This window comes from Labilibaculum sp. (assembly GCF_041595635.1).
GTDB lineage: Bacteria > Bacteroidota > Bacteroidia > Bacteroidales > Marinifilaceae > Labilibaculum.
Genome location: NZ_JBFHJW010000072.1, coordinates 1 through 19,186 on the forward strand (window position 1 = coordinate 1; position 19,186 = coordinate 19,186).

12 protein-coding genes are annotated in these 19,186 nt (G+C 37.8%); 11 read left to right on the forward strand and 1 reads right to left on the reverse strand.

Going from position 1 to position 19,186, the window contains the following annotated elements; genetic code table 11:
• A partial coding sequence (locus ABYT26_RS15405) for a SulP family inorganic anion transporter (RefSeq protein ID WP_372755497.1) occupies window positions 1-1,596 on the forward strand: 1,596 nt, incomplete at its 5' end.
• Between the two features lie 158 nt (window positions 1,597-1,754).
• Here the strand turns inward: ABYT26_RS15405 and ABYT26_RS15410 are convergent.
• Window positions 1,755-2,951 carry an aminopeptidase C gene (locus ABYT26_RS15410; protein ID WP_372755499.1) on the reverse strand — a complete coding sequence of 399 codons (1,197 nt, stop codon included), beginning with the start codon at window positions 2,949-2,951 and terminating at the stop codon, window positions 1,755-1,757.
• Window positions 2,952-3,145: 194 nt separating this feature from the next.
• Here ABYT26_RS15410 and ABYT26_RS15415 point away from each other — a divergent pair, with 194 nt between their 5' ends.
• From ABYT26_RS15415 to ABYT26_RS15460, 10 genes are all read left to right on the forward strand, one after another.
• Window positions 3,146-4,786 (forward strand): Zn-dependent hydrolase, encoded by a 1,641-nt coding sequence (locus ABYT26_RS15415; RefSeq protein WP_372755501.1) that lies wholly within the window; start codon window positions 3,146-3,148, stop codon window positions 4,784-4,786.
• Between the two features lie 304 nt (window positions 4,787-5,090).
• On the forward strand, window positions 5,091-5,816 hold the full coding sequence (ric, locus tag ABYT26_RS15420; protein ID WP_372755503.1) for an iron-sulfur cluster repair di-iron protein: 726 nt from the start codon (window positions 5,091-5,093) through the stop codon (window positions 5,814-5,816).
• Between the two features lie 21 nt (window positions 5,817-5,837).
• Complete coding sequence (locus ABYT26_RS15425) at window positions 5,838-6,278, forward strand: Rrf2 family transcriptional regulator (protein WP_372755505.1); 441 nt, start codon at window positions 5,838-5,840, stop codon at window positions 6,276-6,278.
• A gap of 191 nt (window positions 6,279-6,469) precedes the next feature.
• The gene (locus tag ABYT26_RS15430) at window positions 6,470-9,193 is read left to right on the forward strand and encodes an ABC transporter substrate binding protein (RefSeq protein ID WP_372755507.1); all 2,724 of its coding nucleotides are present in this window, start codon (window positions 6,470-6,472) and stop codon (window positions 9,191-9,193) included.
• 11 nt (window positions 9,194-9,204) lie between these two features.
• A complete protein-coding gene (locus ABYT26_RS15435; protein WP_372755509.1) occupies window positions 9,205-9,849 on the forward strand; it encodes a response regulator in 645 nt (214 codons plus the stop codon).
• Between the two features lie 88 nt (window positions 9,850-9,937).
• The gene (locus tag ABYT26_RS15440) at window positions 9,938-12,487 is read left to right on the forward strand and encodes an ABC transporter substrate binding protein (RefSeq protein WP_372755511.1); all 2,550 of its coding nucleotides are present in this window, start codon (window positions 9,938-9,940) and stop codon (window positions 12,485-12,487) included.
• 11 nt (window positions 12,488-12,498) lie between these two features.
• Entirely contained in the window at window positions 12,499-13,140 is a 642-nt protein-coding gene (locus tag ABYT26_RS15445; RefSeq protein ID WP_372755513.1) for a response regulator, read from the forward strand.
• 234 nt (window positions 13,141-13,374) lie between these two features.
• Window positions 13,375-14,823, forward strand: coding sequence for a carbon starvation protein A (locus ABYT26_RS15450; protein ID WP_372755515.1), 1,449 nt, complete (start codon window positions 13,375-13,377; stop codon window positions 14,821-14,823).
• 78 nt (window positions 14,824-14,901) lie between these two features.
• Complete coding sequence (locus ABYT26_RS15455; RefSeq protein WP_372755517.1) at window positions 14,902-16,137, forward strand: hypothetical protein; 1,236 nt, start codon at window positions 14,902-14,904, stop codon at window positions 16,135-16,137.
• Between the two features lie 204 nt (window positions 16,138-16,341).
• On the forward strand, window positions 16,342-18,813 hold the full coding sequence (locus tag ABYT26_RS15460; protein ID WP_372755519.1) for a helix-turn-helix domain-containing protein: 2,472 nt from the start codon (window positions 16,342-16,344) through the stop codon (window positions 18,811-18,813).
• Window positions 18,814-19,186: the final 373 nt, after the last annotated feature.

Genomic DNA, 19,186 nt, shown 5'->3' on the forward strand with positions numbered 1-19,186 from the left:
AAGAAGCAAGCAGCAAATTCAAAAAATGATATTTTATCAGGCTTAACTGTGGCACTTGCCTTAGTGCCTGAAGCAGTAGCCTTTGCCTTTGTGGCAGGAGTTGATCCCTTAGTAGGACTTTATGCCGCCTTTATGGTCGGTTTAATTACCTCTATTTTTGGAGGTCGTCCTGGAATGATATCTGGTGCAACCGGAGCAATGGCGGTGGTTTTAGTTAGCTTGGTAAGAGAAGGAAATGAAATGGGAATGGCCATGGCTAACCCTATTCAAGATATGGGATTGAATTACTTGTTTGCTACTATTGTGCTGGCAGGTGTCATCCAATTTTTAGCTGGTGTTTTTAAATTTGGTAAATTTGTAAGACTCATTCCTCACCCGGTAATGATGGGTTTTGTGAACGGTTTGGCCATTGTAATCTTCCTATCGCAACTAGGCATGTTTAAAGATATTTCTGGAGTTCAAGCTGTTTGGTTGGAAGGAATCAGTCTTTACACCATGATTGCCTTAGTAATCCTAACCATGGCAATCATGTATTTTCTTCCCAAACTAACTTCGAAAGTTCCTGCCGCTCTTACTGCTATTGTGGTGGTATCGGCAATTGTCATCTTCGGTAATTTAGATGTTAGCACAGTAGGATCGTTTATTCGTGATGGTGGTGGATCGGGTCTAAAAGGTGGTTTGCCTACTTTCCAAAGCCAATTGTTCGCAATGGTTCCTTTGAACTGGACTACCCTTACCTTCATTCTTCCTTATGCTGCTATTCTTGCTGCCATCGGGTTGATTGAATCCTTAATGACACTCAACCTTTTGGATGAGATTACCAATAGTCGTGGAAATGGAAACCGCGAATGTATGGCTCAGGGAGCTGCCAATATCGTTACCGGATTTTTCGGAGGTATGGGTGGTTGTGCTATGATTGGTCAATCCTTAATCAACGTAAAATCGGGTGGTCGCGGAAGACTTTCAGGTATTGTTGCTGCCTCAACCTTACTAATATTTATTCTATTTGCTTCTCCTTACATCGAAATGGTACCTATTGCGGCACTTGTTGGTGTAATGTTTATGGTTGTGATCGGAACTTTTGCCTGGTCGACCTTTAATGTACTATTCAAAATTCCAAAAGCAGATGCCTTTGTTCTGATTTTAGTATCTGGACTAACCGTAATTTTTGATTTAGCCATAGCTGTTTTGGTTGGAGTTATTGTGAGTGCACTTGCCTTTTCGTGGGATAATGCCCGTAAAATTCGTGCCAGAAAATCTTTGCGTGAAGATGGCACAAAAGTATACGAAATTTGGGGACCATTATTCTTTGGTTCCATTACTACTTTCAACAACAAATTCGATGTGGAAAATGATCCTGAATCGGTAGAAATCGATTTTATGGAATCACGTGTAGCCGACCATTCGGGAATAGAAGCAATTAGTAATTTGGTTGCCAAATATGAAAATTCAGGAAAAACCATTAAATTGAAACACTTGAGTGAGGATTGCATCAATCTACTTGAAACAGCAAACAATCACTTCCAAACTGTCATTCTAAAAGATATCGATGATCCTAGATACTATGTGGTTACCGATCAAGTAAAAATAGACTAAGCTCAATATACATTTGTACTGCAAATTTATTTGCAGTGCTTTTTTTTCACCTCCTTCCCGCGTGGGAGGAGGTGTTTTGTTTTTATAGTCAAGCCGTTTTAGACAAAAAAAAAGGACTTGAATAGTTATCCAAGTCCAAATTTATCATGATTTGAATCTCATTTCAGACCTAATTTTTTAGCAATCTCCTCAGGAATGGCATCTTTGTGCAACATCAATGAAATGGTTTTGTACTCTACAAATGCTTTCGAAGCATAAAAATAGCCCTGATATGGATTGTTATCGGTTCCCCAAGAATTCTTAATCAGATAGTATTTACTGCCATTCTGATCTTTCGCCGTTCCCACCATGTGCATTAAATGGTCTTCGGTAGATTCGTAATTATCGAAAGCGCTTTGGCGCATTTTCTGGCTTATTACTTTCTCTTTTACAGGATAATCGGAACCATAAGCCGATTGTTCCTCTCTGCTCATATCTTCCCATTTGGAAATTTCCGAATCGGCCATGTTCTTTATTTCTGTATCGGGAACCACGGCCACACCTTTGCGATACGAAAAACCATCCTCACTCACATCGCTTCCCCAGGCAATTGTATAGCCATAAGCTATGGCATGATCGACCACCTGCATCATTTCATCCACAGGCAAATTATACACTTCACCCAAAGACCAGTTGTCTGGACCTTCAAAAATAAATTTTTCGTAAAACGGATGATGAGTATAGGAAGTAATGGTAATGTAATCGTCCATATTCAAACCCATATCATCGCGAAACGATTCTGGAGAATATTCCTTGCCTTCGAAAGTGAAAGTCTCTGGAATCTCTCCTAAATAAGCATCCAGAATCCCATCAAATCCCTTCATCCACACCGGCGTAATTTTTTTGTTCTTATTCTTTACAATAGCATCGACATAGGCTTTTAAAACCTCATCCATTTCGCCATGCACCGGCATTGTTTCGCCAAAAGTATTTCCCGAATACGCTTGATGAGGAAGCAAACCAAATTGCCTGATCGCATTCAAAACATCCCATCCTTCAGCACCAGCCGAAAAACTCTTTTTCCCGTGATAACGTACATAATCAACCGCACGCAGATGATAGTTGCGATTGACAATAAACATCTCCGAAAGGTCTACTTCTCCTTTTCCCATTCGAATGAGTTCCGATTCTAAAAAGGAAATACTTGCAAAAGACCAACAAGTTCCCGATCGGTACTGATCCTTAACAGGCGTAGCTTCCAGTTGTTTTTCGATGGTAAACTGGTAGGTTTTTTTAGATTCTTCCTTCTTTTTGGCAGCAGCAAGCTGAAATAGCCCTGAACTTAGGAAGAGAGCCAATAAAATTTTAAATCTCATTACAGTCTGATTTTGTTGTTTAAATAAATTCAAAACTATCGTGTTAAGCCAATTAGCTCTTGATATTGCAATTCTTTGCACGTACTTTTGAGTGTTGTGATATGAAATCACAAGGTAAATAATATTACAAGAACCCAATCGTTCTAACAACAAGAACCTAACAACAATTTCTAACTTAAAATCTGATTGGAAAGATGAAAAATTTTGCATCATTCACCCTGCTATTTGCTTTTGCAATTAGCTTTTCAGCATGTAATGAAAAACCCAGCCAACAAGCCGAACCTTCTCCGATTCAAAAATTGGTAGATCAATATGCCGAAGTAGAATTGACTACTGACCTTAGCGTATTGACTGAAAAAGAAAAACAGATGCTTCCTATTCTTATAGAAGTAGCCGATATTATGGAGGAACTATTTTGGAAAGATGCCATTGGAGATAAAACTGAATTTTTAAGTCGATTGACAGATCCAGCTGTAGTTGCTTACGCAAGAATTAACTACGGACCTTGGGATCGTTTAGATAACAACAAAGCCTTTGTGAAAGCTTACGGCGAAAAACCCAAAGGAGCCAATTTTTACCCGGCAAATATGACCAAAGAAGAATTTGATGCTCTTCAGGATGAAAGGAAGACAGATTGGTATACTACAATACAACGCGATGACAGCGGACAATTGGTAGTAGTTCCCTTTCATATAGCCTATAAAGAACAAATTGAAAAGGCTGCCGAACTGTTGCAGAAAGCAGCTGAACTAGCCGAAAATGCTGGCCTGAAAAAACACCTTGAACTACGCGCTACCGCTTTGCTTACCGACGATTATTTGGCTTCGGATTTGGCTTGGATGGATATGAAAACCAATACCATCGATTTTGTGGTTGGCCCTATTGAAACCTACGAAGATGCCTTGTACGGTTACAAAGCTTCTCACGCGGGCCAAATTTTAGTGAAAGATAAGGTTTGGAGTGAAAAACTTTCCAAATTTGCTTTCTTACTACCTCGTCTTCAGAAAGCTTTGCCCGTTCCATTAGAATACAAAGCCGAAAAAGCCAATGCTAATGCAGATTTAAATGCCTACGATGTGGTTTACTCTGCTGGCGACTGCAACGCGGGAAGCAAGAACATTGCCATTAACCTGCCTAATGATCCTCGTGTACATGCTCAGAAAGGATCACGCAAATTGCAATTGAAAAATGCCATGAAGGCAAAATTCGATCAGATTTTAGTTCCTATTGCTAATGTATTGATAGATGAAAGTCAACTCAAAAACATCACTTTTGATGCTTTCTTCGAAAATGTAATGTTTCATGAAGTGGCACATGGTTTAGGAATAAAATACACCTTAAAAGATCACGAAAGTGTGCGCAAAGTACTGAAAGATACCTACACCTCTATAGAGGAAGGCAAAGCGGATATTCTGGGCTTATTCATGATAACAAAAATGGCTGAATGGGGCGAGTTAGATGCCGACAAGCTAATGGATAACTATGTGACTTTTATGGCTGGAATTTTTCGCTCGGTTCGGTTTGGTGCAGCTAGTGCGCATGGAAAAGCCAATATGATCCGTTTCTATTTCTTCGAAGAACAAGGTGCTTTCTCCAGGAATCCAGAAACAGGAACTTATTCCGTTAATTTCGATAAAATGAGAGTTGCCATGAATGAATTGGGAAAACAAATTCTGATTATTCAAGGGGATGGCAACTACGAAGCGGCCGAACAAATGATTGCCGAAAAAGGTTTTATTCGTGAAGACCTTCAGAAAGATTTAAATCGTGTGAACAATGCTGGAATTCCTAAAGATATTGTGTACAAACAAGGAGCAAAAGTTATGGGTTTGTAAAAATACCACCCTTTATCTCCTTTAAAAATCAAAAAAAAGCAAAAAGGCTGAATCGATATGGATTCAGCCTCTTTTATTTAGGTCATCACTACAGTTCAGTTCTCTGCATTAAGTATTTCCTGTTTACTTGCATAGGTTATGGAGTGATATCGATAATTACCTTCCTCCTTATCGCCTAACTAAAACCCGAAATCTTTTCCCTTTCTTTTGTAATTACTAAAATATTCCTCTATTTTTGACGAAAAGAAGATCCTTTTGTCTTCTTTTTGTGAGTTTTATTCAATTACTTAATTTGGAGTACACCATGATTAATCAGAAAACAAGTGTAGGAGATATTGTGAAGAGTCATTTCCAGACCATTAAAATATTCGATGATCATCAAATTGATTTTTGCTGCGGTGGAAAACAGAGTCTGCTGGAAGCATGTGCAGAGAAATCAATTGATCCAAACATGGTAATTACTCAACTAAAAGAAGCCATTAAAATACCTGTTTGTGTACCCAAGTTTGATGAAATGCCAGTAAGCGAGTTAATTCAATACATTAAAGAGAAACACCATTCTTACGTTCGCGAACAAGTTCCAATAATCTCTAAATTTTTAAATAAAATTGAACAGGTACATGGTGCTAAACATTCTGAAATTGCAGTAGTAAACGCACATTTTAAAGAATCGGTTCAAAACTTAATTCAGCATATGGGGCAAGAAGAAACTGAACTTTTCCCCTTAATCGAAAACCTGGTTAAGATAAAAAATGGAGAATCAGTCGCTAACTCCTCTTTCGAGATTGATGCAAAAGAAAGCATTTCATCCTTACTTAATGATCATGAAAATGAAGGTGCTCGATTCAAAGAAATATCTCGATTGACTCATTCTTATCACCCACCCGAAGGTGCCTGCACTACGTTTCGTGCTGCCTATGAAAACCTATTCGCATTCGAGAAAGATTTATACAGACATATTCATCTAGAAAACAACATCTTATTTCCTAAGGCTATTCATTTAGAATTAGATGTAAAGAAAAATATTTAATCTTACATCTAACCCTTTAATATGCTTTCAAAAACTGCCGAATATGCAATCCGTGCCCTGGTTTACATCCAATTGCAAAATTGGGAAAACAAACGTCCGGGGTTCAAAGAGATTGCCATAAACATCAAATCGCCAGAACATTTTACCGCAAAAATATTGCAGATACTAACTCGCTTCGAGCTAATTAAAAGCATAAAGGGGCGTAATGGTGGCTTTTTCTTCGATCCAAATCGTAAAGACCTGAGCTTGAACCAAATTATTATAGCTATTGATGGTGAAGAATTATTTACTCGCTGCAGTTTTGGCTTCGAAAAATGCGATGGGAACAACAGATGTCCCTTACATGATGATTTTGCCGAATTACGGAACAATTATGCAGTTCTTGTAAAAAAAAGAAGCGTTCAATCGCTGGCAAAAAAAATACTAAGCGGAAAAGCCGTTCTCACTCAAAACATCAGCTAACACAGGAGCAAGTCGGTGATCTATTTTTGGCTCCACTTCTGCAATTATATACTCTTGCATTTTACTAATTAATTCCTTCCACAATCGATCTATTCTATAACATACCGATTACTAATTAGGCTTTGTATCTTACCAATTCATTAAATTTGTCTGAATAAAACCATTTAGTATTGCCGATGTATAAGTTGCATATGAATAAAACGAGTCATATTCTTTGGAAAACCAGCCTTTTGCTTTTCCTGCTCTTGGTTTTTGGCTTTCAGGTTTCGGCTCGAAAACAAAAGGTGCTCGTTTTGCATTCCTATCATCAAGGCTTAAACTGGACAGATAATGTATCTGCCGGAATTCAATCGGTATTGGATCATGAAGATAATTTGGAGTTGATGTTTGAGTATATGGATACAAAACGGAATTCAAATCCTAAATACCTGCAGGAATTTGCCAACTTATATGGTCTGAAACATCTTAAAAATAAATTTGATGCCATTATTGTTTCCGATAACAATGCCCTGGATTTTGTTCGAAATTACTATTCAGAGTTTTTTAAAGATACGCCCATCATTTTCTGTAGTATCGATCAATATTCCAATGTATTGGTACAAGGAATTGACCATGTATCTGGAGTAACCGAAGAAATTGACTCCCGAAAAACCATCGAAACGGCTTTGCAATTGCACCCCGAGGCGAAACAATTGGTGGTTATCAACGACAACATCACAAAATCGGCCATACTCAACCGTAACAATATAAAAAAATTCTGGCCCGATTTACACACCAATGTTCAGCTCGTTTTTCTAGAGAATCTGCGCATTGATGAACTGGTCAATCAGGTGAAAAATTTAGATCCCAACAGTATTATCTACCTCATCAATTTTAGTCGCGATAAGGAAGGAAATTTTATTTCCTATCAGGAAAACATAGAGATCATCCGAACTGCCACAAAACTGCCTATTTACAGTAGTTGGGAATTCTATTTTAATGAGGGAATTGTGGGAGGTATGCTCACAAGTGGGTTTAAACAAGGAGAACTAGCTTCTAAAATTACACTTCAGGTTCTCAAAGGAAAAGAAGTTAATAACATTCCAATTGTGGAATCGGGCTATAACAGCTTCAAATTCGATTTTGAACAGATGAAACGATTTGGAATTCTTCCTCGCCAACTTCCCAAAGGCAGCATCATAAGCAATCAACCGCCCTCTATCGTTCGTCAATATCAAAATTCTTTGCTGGTAATGATTGCCTTTGCCTTAATAATTGCCATTATTTTAAGATTTTCGAAATTGAAGAGAGAAGAAAACGAGAAGAAACTAATCTCCGAAAATGAAGAGCTAGACAGAAGAGTTGCGGAAAGAACCAAGGAAGTGCTTTTTGCCAACGAAAAACTGGAATTGCAAACTGGCCAAATTATAAAACAGAATAAAGAACTGGAAGACCATCGACACAATCTGCTTGCTCTCGTTAAGGAACGAACCGAAAACTTAGAAGAAGCGAATCTGGAACTAAAAAGTAGTCGTGATCGACTGCTTAGAATGCTTGATGCCAATTCGGATGGAGTTTGGGAACACAATTTCAAAACTGATCAAATCTATATCAGTAAAATTATTTGGGACAAACTGGGTTACAAATCAGTGACCATTAGCAAAACCAAAAATTTACTTTGTGAACTCGTACATCCCGAAGATTTACAGATCATCAAACAAAAACAGCGGCAAAACAAGCTGGGGAAAAGTGAATTGTTCATTGTTGAATTCAGAATATTTGCAGAAGATAAAAAATGGATGTGGTTCAAAGCAAAAGGAAAAATTCTCGATTATGATACAGAAGGGAAACCACTGAATATTGTTGGAACATTAATCAACATCAGCCAACGAAAATTTGCCGAAGAAAAAATTAGAAATGAGGAACAAAAACTTCGTGTTTCTGAAAAAAGATGGCGCTCACTTATCGAGCAAGCATCCGACGAAATTTTAATTTACGATACCAATGGTAAAATATTGGATGCCAACTCGGCAGCTTGCAACTGGCTAGGCTACGACCCCAAAGAAATTCTCTACCTAAACTACAGCGAAATAGATTTAGAACACAGTAGTTCCGCATTACATACCTATTGGAAAAAATTAAATGCCTCTACTCCTTCCCTTTCTTTTGAATCGGTTCAAAAGCGAAAAGATGGCAGCAGTTTTCCCGTTGAAATTCATTTGAGTTTGATCGAACTGCAAGACAGCAAGCTCATTTTATCGGTGGTGAATAACATCAGTAAGCGACAGGAAACTGAGCGCAAAATCTTAAATGCCGTTATCAATACTGAGGAAAGTGAGCGCAAACGCTTTGCTACCGATTTGCACGATTCAATTGGTCCTTTGCTCTCGAGCATTAATTTGTACCTATCTTCTTTAGAGAAATTTAATTCCCAATCTGAGAAAAAAAACATTATAAAAGCCTCGGTTGATGCGGTAAACGAAGCTCTGGTGAGTATTAAAGAAATTTCGAACAACCTAAGTCCGCACATCTTGAACGATTTTGGATTAGAAAAAGCCATTCGCTCCTTTACGAACAAAATCAATCTATCACAAACTATTAATATCAGTTTTCATGCTGAAAATATGGAGGAACGCATCAATCATCAGGTTGAAGTTGTTATTTTTAGGGTTGTTAACGAACTAATCAACAACACCATTAAACACGCCAAAGCAAGCAATATTGAAATCAACTTATCGCGTGAAGGACAATTGCTTTCGCTAATTTACATAGATAATGGAATTGGCTTTGATGCCAAGCAAATTAACGCCGGCACCTCTACCGGAATGGGATTGTATAATGTTTTGAGCCGAATTCGTTCGCTACATGGTTCTCATAAGATAAAAAGCAATCCAAAAAGAGGAGGAATGATGGCAGTAGTTGAAATTAATCTGTAATAAAAAAAAACATGAGTGAATACAGAGTAATGATTGTAGATGACCACAAAATGTTTAGAAGTGGTTTGCGTTTTCTTTTGAATAATGTTCCCCACATCAAAATTGTTGGAGAAGCTTCAAATGGAAAAGAATTCTTGGAAATGGCCGAAAAGGTAGAAATTGATATTGCTTTAATGGATATTAATATGCCCGAAATGAACGGCATTGAAGCCACACGCGAAGCCATCAAGAAATTTCCAGATTTAAAGGTCATTGTACTCTCGATGCATGGCGAAGAAGAATACTACGATCAAATGTTAGATGCCGGCGTGAAAGGATTTCTTCTGAAAAACTCTGATGCCAATGAACTTATTTCTGCTTTGGAGGCCGTAATGGCAGGAAAAAGCTATTTCTCACAAGAACTATTGGTAGATATTCTCGATCAGAAAAGATTGCACAAATTACGCCAAGATGCCGTAAAACTATCGAGTCGCGAATTGGAAGTACTCAGATTAATTTGCGACGGATACAGCAATGCCGAAATTGCCGAAGAACTATTCATTAGTCAACGAACTGTTGACCGCCACCGATCGAACCTACTGAGCAAAACAGGATGTAAGAATTCTACTTCGCTGGTGATGTATGCCGTTAAAAACAAAATTGTTGAAATTGAGTAGATCGACAAGCTAATTTTTATTCTTCTTCTCAATTTGTATCTTGTATTTGGCTGAGTAAATTCCTTTTTTAGTCCAATAACTAATACCTATGAAAATTCAACTTAAGTCGCTCAAGCGAATTTGTATTTTCTGTTTCCTGATGCTAACCATGCTGCTTACTGCATCGGCCAGAAGACAGAAAATTCTTGTTCTTCATTCCTACCATCAGGGTTTGAATTGGACCGATAACATCACCAAAGGAATTCTTTCGGTTTTAAACCAACACGAAAACATAGAAATCCAATTTGAGTACATGGATACCAAACGCAGGTACGATGAAGAATACCTGGATGAATTTGTGAAGCTATACCGACTCAAACACAAAGGGATCCCTTACAGTTTGGTAATTGCTTCAGATAATAATGCACTTTACTTCACACGCGATCATCAGAAAGAATTTTTTAAGGATATTCCAATTGTATTTTGCTCTATCGATCAGTTTGACGATAGCTTAATTCAAGGGATGAACAACATTACTGGCGTTACCGAATTCATCGATTTTAAACAAACCATCGAGCAAGCTTTACGACTACATCCCAAAGCAAAAAACCTGGTGGTAATTAACGATAACATCACCACTTCGGCAGTTATCAATCGAAATCATATCATTGGCTTTTGGCCCGAATTACACAGCGATGTAAATCTCGTTTTTCTAGAAAATCTTTCCATTCAGGACTTGGTGAGCAAAGTGAAAAATCTCGATGATTCAAACGTAATTCTCCTTCTCAATTTCAGTCGCGATCAAGAAGGAAACTACATCTCATACCAAGAAAATATCGAAATCATACGTGAGGTGACCCAACTGCCTATTTATAGCTCCTGGGATTTTTATTTTAACGAAGGCATTGTGGGAGGAATGCTTACCAGTGGTTTTCGGCAAGGAAAATTGGCTGCCGAAATTGCTGTTAAAGTAATCGATGGAACTAATATAAACAGCATTCCAATAGTTACTGAAGGCTATAATAGCTTTCAATTTGATTTCAACCAAATGAAACGTTTTGGAATTGAGGCCAAAGATCTTCCCAATAACAGCCTCATCATCAACCAACCACCTTCCTTTCTATCCAAACATCGAATCAGCCTGATCATTCTCGTTGCATTCATTATTCTTACTATGCTGATTATAAGCTATTCAAAATTTAAACGCCAACAAAACGAAAGTCGACTAATTGCCCGAAACAAAGAGCTTAAAAGCAGTCGAAACCGTCTTCTTCGCATGCTCGACGCTAATTCTGATGGTGTTTGGGAACACAACTTCACCAAAAACACTACTTACATCAGTAAAAATATTTGGGAAAAACTAGGTTACAATGCCGATTTGGTTCAGAACACACCCAAGTTTATCGAAAAATTAATCCATCCGGATGATTTAGAAATCTTCCTGAAAGAACGAAGAAAATTAGAGAATGGTGAAATTGATCTTTTGGTGGTCGAATTTCGCATTCAGGGCAAGAATAAGAAATGTATGTGGTTAAAAGCCAAGGCCAAAATACTTGATTTTGAAAGCGAAAAACAAGCCATTAATCTGGTAGGCACTCTCATTGATATTACACAAAGAAAACTTGCCGAACAAAGAATTAAGGAAGATGAGAAAGAAATTCGAGCCTCGGAAAAACGCTGGAGGTCGTTAATTGAACAAGCTGCCGATGAAATTATTGTGCACGATTTGGATGGAAATATTTTAGATGCCAATTTTGCAGCCACAAAACTTTTGGGCTACATGCGCGAAGAAATTATTGGTTTAAATATTAGTCTTATCGATCATAAGCACAATCTTGATGAACTTCGTGGCTACTGGAAACAACTCAATACCGAACAAACGTCTCTAAAAATTGAATCGGTGCAAAAACGAAAAGATGGAAGTACTTTTCCTGTTGAATCTCACATTAGTTTAATTGATTTGGCCGATAGTAAATTAATTTTGACCGTAGCAAGCGATATCAGTATTCGGCAAGAAACTGAACGCAAAGTTTTAAATGCAGTAATTGAAGCCGAAGAAAACGAAAGAAAACGATTTGCAACCGATTTGCACGATTCAATTGGCCCCTTGCTATCGAGTATTAATTTGTACCTTTCGGCTTTAGCAAAATCGAAACTAAACGAAAGAAATGAACAAATGGTAAGTGCCTCGCGAGAAATTGTCACCGAAACACTGATAAATATTAAAGAAATATCGAACAACCTTAGTCCTCATGTTTTAAATGATTTTGGTTTGGTAAATGCCATTCATTCTTTCATCAATAAAATAAACCTTTCCAAATCCATTAACATTTCTCTGGATTCAAAAAATATGGAAGAACGCCTCAACCAACAAGTGGAAGTGGTGATTTATAGAGTGGTTACCGAATTAATAAACAATACAATTAAACACGCCGAAGCTAGCAACATTCAAATTAAACTTGCCAAAGAAAATAACTCTCTGAATCTAATTTACATTGACGATGGAAAAGGCTTTGAACCTCAGGATATCAATAGCGAAAACTCAGGAATGGGTTTGTACAATATTTTGAGTCGAATTCGTTCCTTAAATGGAACTCACAACATCCAAAGCAATCGGGAAACTGGAGGTATGATGGCCATTGTTAATGTAAAACTTTAAATGTCGGAAAAATGGAAGAACAAAAAATTATCATCGTTGATGACCACAAAATTTTCAGAAAAGGCCTGCGATTCCTCCTCGACGATATGGAGGGAATCAATGTAATTGCCGAAGCCGAAGATGGACACGAATTTCTGAATCTACTGGAAGTAAGCTCTCCTGACATTGTACTAATGGACATTAATATGCCTAAAATGAATGGAATTGATGCGACCATTGAAGCCATGAAATTTCACCCTAACCTAAAAATAATTGTTTTATCCATGCATGGAGAAGAACAGTATTACGACAAAATGGTTGAGGCGGGTGCAAAAGGTTTTCTGCTAAAAAATTCAGATGTGGATGAACTTTCAACCGCTTTACAAACCGTAGCTGCAGGCGGTAGCTATTTTTCTCAGGAACTACTCGTTGGCATTCTAAAAAAACGAAAAGAACAGAAAAATCCCACCGAAGTAGTCAAATTTACCGATAGAGAACTGCAAGTACTACAGCTAATTTGCAAAGGATACAACAACAACAAAATAGCAGATGCTCTTTTTATTAGCATCCGAACCGTTGAGCGGCATCGTGCCAACCTGCTCAGTAAAACCAATTGCACCAATTCCATTTCCATGGTGATGTTTGCCGTTAAAAATAACATTATCGAAATTTAATCTGAAAAAGAGGCTCTTATAACTCTTTAATTGTATTGATTCCAAATAGAACCATATAAAACTCACTATAAGCTATTTACAGTCTAAAAATACGTATTTACACTCATAGGCTTGTGAGGGTATTTTTGATGCAATTGCGCAAAACTACCCTTTTAGTCCGCAAACGATTCCATTTGTTTTGTATCAGAAAATTATCCAAAGGATAAATTAGTATTCATACAAAACAAATTTACTATGGTTACCTTTTTTATATGTATTGCGGCTTTGATTCTGGGTTATTTTGTGTACGGAAAGTTTGTAGAACGCAAATTTGGTGCCGACCCAGAGAGAACAACACCTGCCATTGCGCAAGAAGATGGTGTTGATTTTGTTCCTATGAACTGGAAAAGAATCTTCCTGATTCAATTCTTAAATATTGCCGGATTAGGCCCTATTTTTGGGGCCATTGCCGGAGCACTATGGGGACCTGTAGCTTTTATTTGGATTGTGTTTGGCTGTATTTTTGCCGGAGCAGTACACGATTACTTCTCAGGAATGCTATCCATGCGCCATGGGGGTGCAAGTATTCCCGAAGTTGTTGGTAAATATTTAGGCCCTGCCTTCAAAAATTTCATGAGAGTATTCTCGGTTATTCTACTGATATTGGTAGGCGTGGTTTTTATTAAAGGCCCTGCGAGTATTCTAAACGGTTTAACCGGATTTAATGTATCCATACTCATTGGAGCCATTTTTCTATACTATCTGATTGCCACCATGGTTCCTATCGATAAATTGATTGGAAAAGTATATCCATTCTTTGGTCTTTGCTTGCTAGTTATGGCTTTTGGTATTGCTGGAGCTCTTTTATTAGGAGATTTTCACATTCCCGAATTGATTCCTGCAAACATCGTCAATCTGCACGCCAGTCCTAGCAAATATCCAATTTACCCTCTCCTATTCATAACCATTGCCTGTGGTGCTATTTCTGGTTTCCATTCTACTCAATCGCCATTAATGGCTCGTTGTATTACCAACGAAAAACAGGGAAGAAAGATTTTTTACGGTACCATGATTGCCGAAGGTATTGTTGCCATGATTTGGGCAGCTGCAGCCATGACCTTTTTTGGTGGCGTACGTGAATTAGGAGATAGCATGTCGGTAACAGGACACAATGCTGCTTGGGTTGTGAACGAAATTTGCAACAGCTTACTGGGAAAAATTGGTGGGTTTTTGGCCATTTTTGGAGTGGTAGCTGCACCCATTACTTCAGGCGATACTGCCTTTAGAAGTGCTCGTTTAACCATTGCCGATTCGCTAAATTTTTCACAAAAATCAATAAGCAAACGTTTACTAATTACCATTCCTTTGTTCTTGGTCGGATTTCTGTTAACACAAGTCAACTTTGCGATCATCTGGAGATATTTCGGTTGGGCCAACCAAACTCTTGCTACTGTTGTTCTTTGGACAGCTGCAATGTATATGGTTACTAAAGGAAGAAGCCATTGGTTTATTTCTTTGCCTGCAACTTTTATGACCGCAGTAATTACCACTTACATTATAATTGCACCTGAAGGTTTTGGATTATCGCAACACATTGCTTATCCTATCGGAATATTTACAGCTTTGCTAAGTTTAGGAGTCTTCCTATACGTAGCCTATAAAAAATATTCCCCAAGTCTGAAAACGGCAACATCAATAAAGTAAACTCATATTCAATGGATCTCATACGCAAATAAATTAAACGTACTGAGATCCATAAATGAAACCTAAACCAACCAAACAATGAAAACTATTAAAAACCTATATCTTATTGCCTTACTATTATCAGGAATTCATGCAAAAGCCCAAGATAAACCAGTGGTTAGCCTGCACGGTTTTGTGGCTGCCGAAACCTATTTCGATACTCGAAAAACAGTAAGTGCTCGCGAAGGAGCCATCCTTCTTTACCCTAGTGCAGAATCGTTCGATACAGAAGGAAACGATGTGAATGATTACTCTGAATTTATGATGACAAGCATACAATCTCGCTTGAATGCAACAGTTACAGGTTTTTCGGCATTCGGAGCCAAAGGAACCGCCGTGCTTGAAGGAGATTTTGTAGGTACAACCAACGATCAAACCGGCCTCTTGCGCTTGCGTCATGCTTTCATCAAATTAGATTGGGAAAAAGATCAGCTCATAGCGGGTAAATACTGGCACCCACTTTTTATCGAATCAGCATTTCCAAGGGTTTTACACTGGGGAGCAGCCGTTCCCTTTGGCGTTTTAAACCGATCTCCACAGCTGAGATATACCCGTAAATTCGCCAATAGTAAGTGGAGTTTTTCTCTGCTTTCGCAGATGGATTTTAAAAATAGTGGACCCAATGGTTACAGCGTAGAATATGCACAGCAATCTGGTATTCCTGAATTCAACACTCGATTCGAAACTAAAATTTCCAATACTTTTTCAGGGGGAATTACTCTAGGATATAAAACCTTACAGCCTTTAACCGAAAATACTTTAGGTCTTTCAACCGATGAGAAAATCGGTAGCTACTACAGCGATTTATGGCTAAACATTACTGGTCGAAAATTCAAGTGGAACATTCAAAATATCTATGGCCAGAACATGAACAATTTCTTTTTAATTGGTGGCTATGGAGTGAAAAACGTAAAAGCCAATGGCGACTACGAATACACAAATACCAATACCTGGAATTTGGTTTCTGATGCATTTACAACCACAGGAAATGTTCGCTACGGCTTGAATGCTGGTTACAGCAAAAATCTGGGAACCGATGACGATTTAGCTAAAGAAGACGGTAGCTTTGTAGGATTATACGTTCTGGGTTCTAACATCGATTACATGTATCAAATAGCTCCAAGAGTTGAGTTTTTAGCTGGAAAAATGAAAATTGGTGGTGAAATAATTTACACCGGAACAGCTTATGGAACCACTCAGGTAGATGGAAGCGTTGCCAATTCGGATGTAATTAGCAGTACTCGTTTTTTATTACACTTTAAATATTCTTTTTAATCCTTTATCGACTTAGTAAATTGAAAAAAAGGAATCTTTCAAGTTCAGATCTGAATTTTTAAAAATTTGGATCTGAACTTTTATATTCTCTATTTCAATTGGATATCAGATAACTAAGCTTTCCGGAAACATCTTACATAAATTTGTATTCGTTTCCCATAAACATTTTGTATTTTTATTTTTCAACAAAACTGACTTTACAAAATGGAACGTAATTCGCAACTGGATCTGGCTCATAAGTTTGTACGTTATACAAACACCACCATCTTCTTAACAGGAAAAGCAGGAACCGGAAAAACGACTTTCTTACGTCAGTTAAAAGAAGAACTACCCAAACGAATGGTTGTAGTCGCTCCCACAGGAGTTGCTGCCATTAATGCTGGCGGCGTTACCATCCATTCCTTTTTCCAATTGCCTTTTGGTCCCATTTTACCCGGCCAAATTTTAAATGGCGACAAGAATTCCAAAGGAGAATCAAAATCACCGATCCGAAAATATCGAAAACAAAAAATTGATCTGATAAGATCTCTCGACCTACTAATTATTGATGAAATTAGTATGGTTCGTGCCGATTTACTCGACGGAATTGATGAAGTCCTACGCAAATTTAAAAATAGAAATCGACCTTTTGGTGGTGTTCAGGTTTTGCTAATTGGCGATTTGCAACAATTGCCTCCGGTGGTAAAAAATGAGGAATGGAGCTTGCTTCGAAATCATTACGAAACACCTTTCTTTTTTAGTAGTCGCGCTTTTCTAGCCTCTCAACACATTAGTATCGAACTAAAACATGTTTATCGCCAAAAAGACGAGCAGTTCATTAAAATATTAAATGAAATAAGAAACAGCCAGCTCTCGCAGGAATCATACAAGAAGCTGGAAGAACGTTTTTTGCCCGATTTTAATCCCGCCGATAAGGATGGCTACATTACCCTAACCACTCACAATGCTAGGGCTCAGAAAATCAACGATGAAAAACTAAAGCAATTAAAAGGGAATTCGAAGAAATTTACCGCAAGTATTACAGGAACATTTCCCGAATACTCCTTTCCTACCGAAGAACAATTGCAGCTAAAAGTAGGTGCGCAAGTTATGTTTGTGAAAAACGACAGCTCGCCCGAGAAACTATTTTTTAACGGTAAAATTGGTACTCTTACCGGATTTAATGAGGATGCCATTCTTGTAAAATGCGAAAATGATGATTTTGAAATCGAAGTATTTCCTGAAGACTGGCAAAACATCAATTATAGTATTAATCCCGAAAGTAAAGAGATTGAAGAAAGCATTTCGGGTGCTTTTTCGCAGTATCCACTAAAATTGGCCTGGGCAATAACCATCCATAAAAGCCAGGGTTTAACTTTTGAGAAAGCTGTGATAGATGCCAATGCTGCATTTGCTCACGGACAAGTTTATGTGGCACTAAGTCGCTGCAAAAGTTTAGAAGGTTTGGTTTTAAAATCTACGCTAAGTAAGTCGGGAATAATTTGTGACCGGAGCGTTTCGCAATTCACCCAAAATATAGAAGATAATCCTCCTGGAGAAAAAAATCTAGAGGAATCGATTCGTCATTACCAATTTCAATTGCTCGAAGAACTTTTCTCTTTTCACGATATTTATCGAATTTGCAATTACACAACCAAACACTTACAGGAGAATCGAAACAGCATACAGGGAGATTTAGCCGATAAAATGCAGGCTGCTTTGCCCTTAATAGGCGCTGAAATTCTTAATTTGGGTGAGAAATTTATTCCTTCGCTGAAACGTTACTGTTTCGAACAAACAGATCTTCATCAGCACAAGGAAGCACAGGAAAGAATCAAAAAAGCTTCGGATTACTTTATAGGCAAAGTAGAAGAACACCTGCAATCTATTCTTAAAAATTTCAGTTTCGATTCCGATAATCAAAGCATTAAAAAAATAGTAGAAAACGACTTGAAACAGCTCAACGAAATTACCAGCGTGAAACTAGTTTGTTTGACAAGCTGTTTGCACGGATTTATGACTAGCGATTTTCAGACGGTTCGTGCGAAAGCTCATTTAGAAAAACAAAATTTCCGTTTAAAAAAGCCTCGAGAAGTAGTTGATGAAAATGTAAAACACCCAAATTTATTTCAAATCTTAAAGAAATGGAGAAAAGAACTGGCCGATAGAATTAACGCACCTGTGTATTATATTGCCTCACAAAAAAGCATAGTGGATATTGCCAATCAACTTCCCTACACTGCCGATCAGCTAAAAGATGTACATGGTTTAGGTAAGGTGAAAATTGAGCGCTACGGCGCAGATATCATTAAAATGGTATCAGAATATCGTCAGAGTCAAAATTTAGGATTGCTGAACTTTATGGCTCCTGAAGTCAAAAAAGAAAAAAAAGCTGCCAAGCAAAACACCAAAGAAGTCAGTTTTGAGCTGTTTAAAGATGGCAGAAATATACGTGAAATTGCAGCGTTTAGAGACCTAACCGTAGCAACCATCGAAAAGCACCTGGCACACTATGTGGGACTGGGCATGTTGCCTTTGGAAGACTTTGTTGAAAAGAAAAAGATCAAAAAAATAAAAAAACAGCTCGAAAAAGATGGCTTTGAAAAGATAAATGATTGCAAACAAGCCTTGGGCAGCAAGTATTCCTACTCAGAAATTCGCTATGTGGAAGCCTTTCTAAAAAATGCAAAATCCTAACAAAATTCGCTCTTTTAAGTTTCCTTAACTTTTGTTTCAACAATTTTGCACATACATCACCTACATTTGTAGAGAAGAAAACAGAGTAGTTTTTTCATAGATTAGATTTAGGTTAGAATAAGGTTTAGAAAGTCTGGGTGGGGATCCAGACTTTTTTCTGTTTAAGACTTTCCTCATCACGCTCCTTCCACACTTTTAGCTTTCCTTAACTTTTCTTTCAACAATTTTGCAATGCTATCCCCTACATTTGTAGAGTAGAAAACAAAGAAGTTTTTTCATAGATTAGATTTAGGTTAGTAATTAGTGGTTAGTAGAAAAGTCTGGGTGGGGATCCAGACTTTTTTCTGTTTAAGACTTTCCTCATCACGCTCCT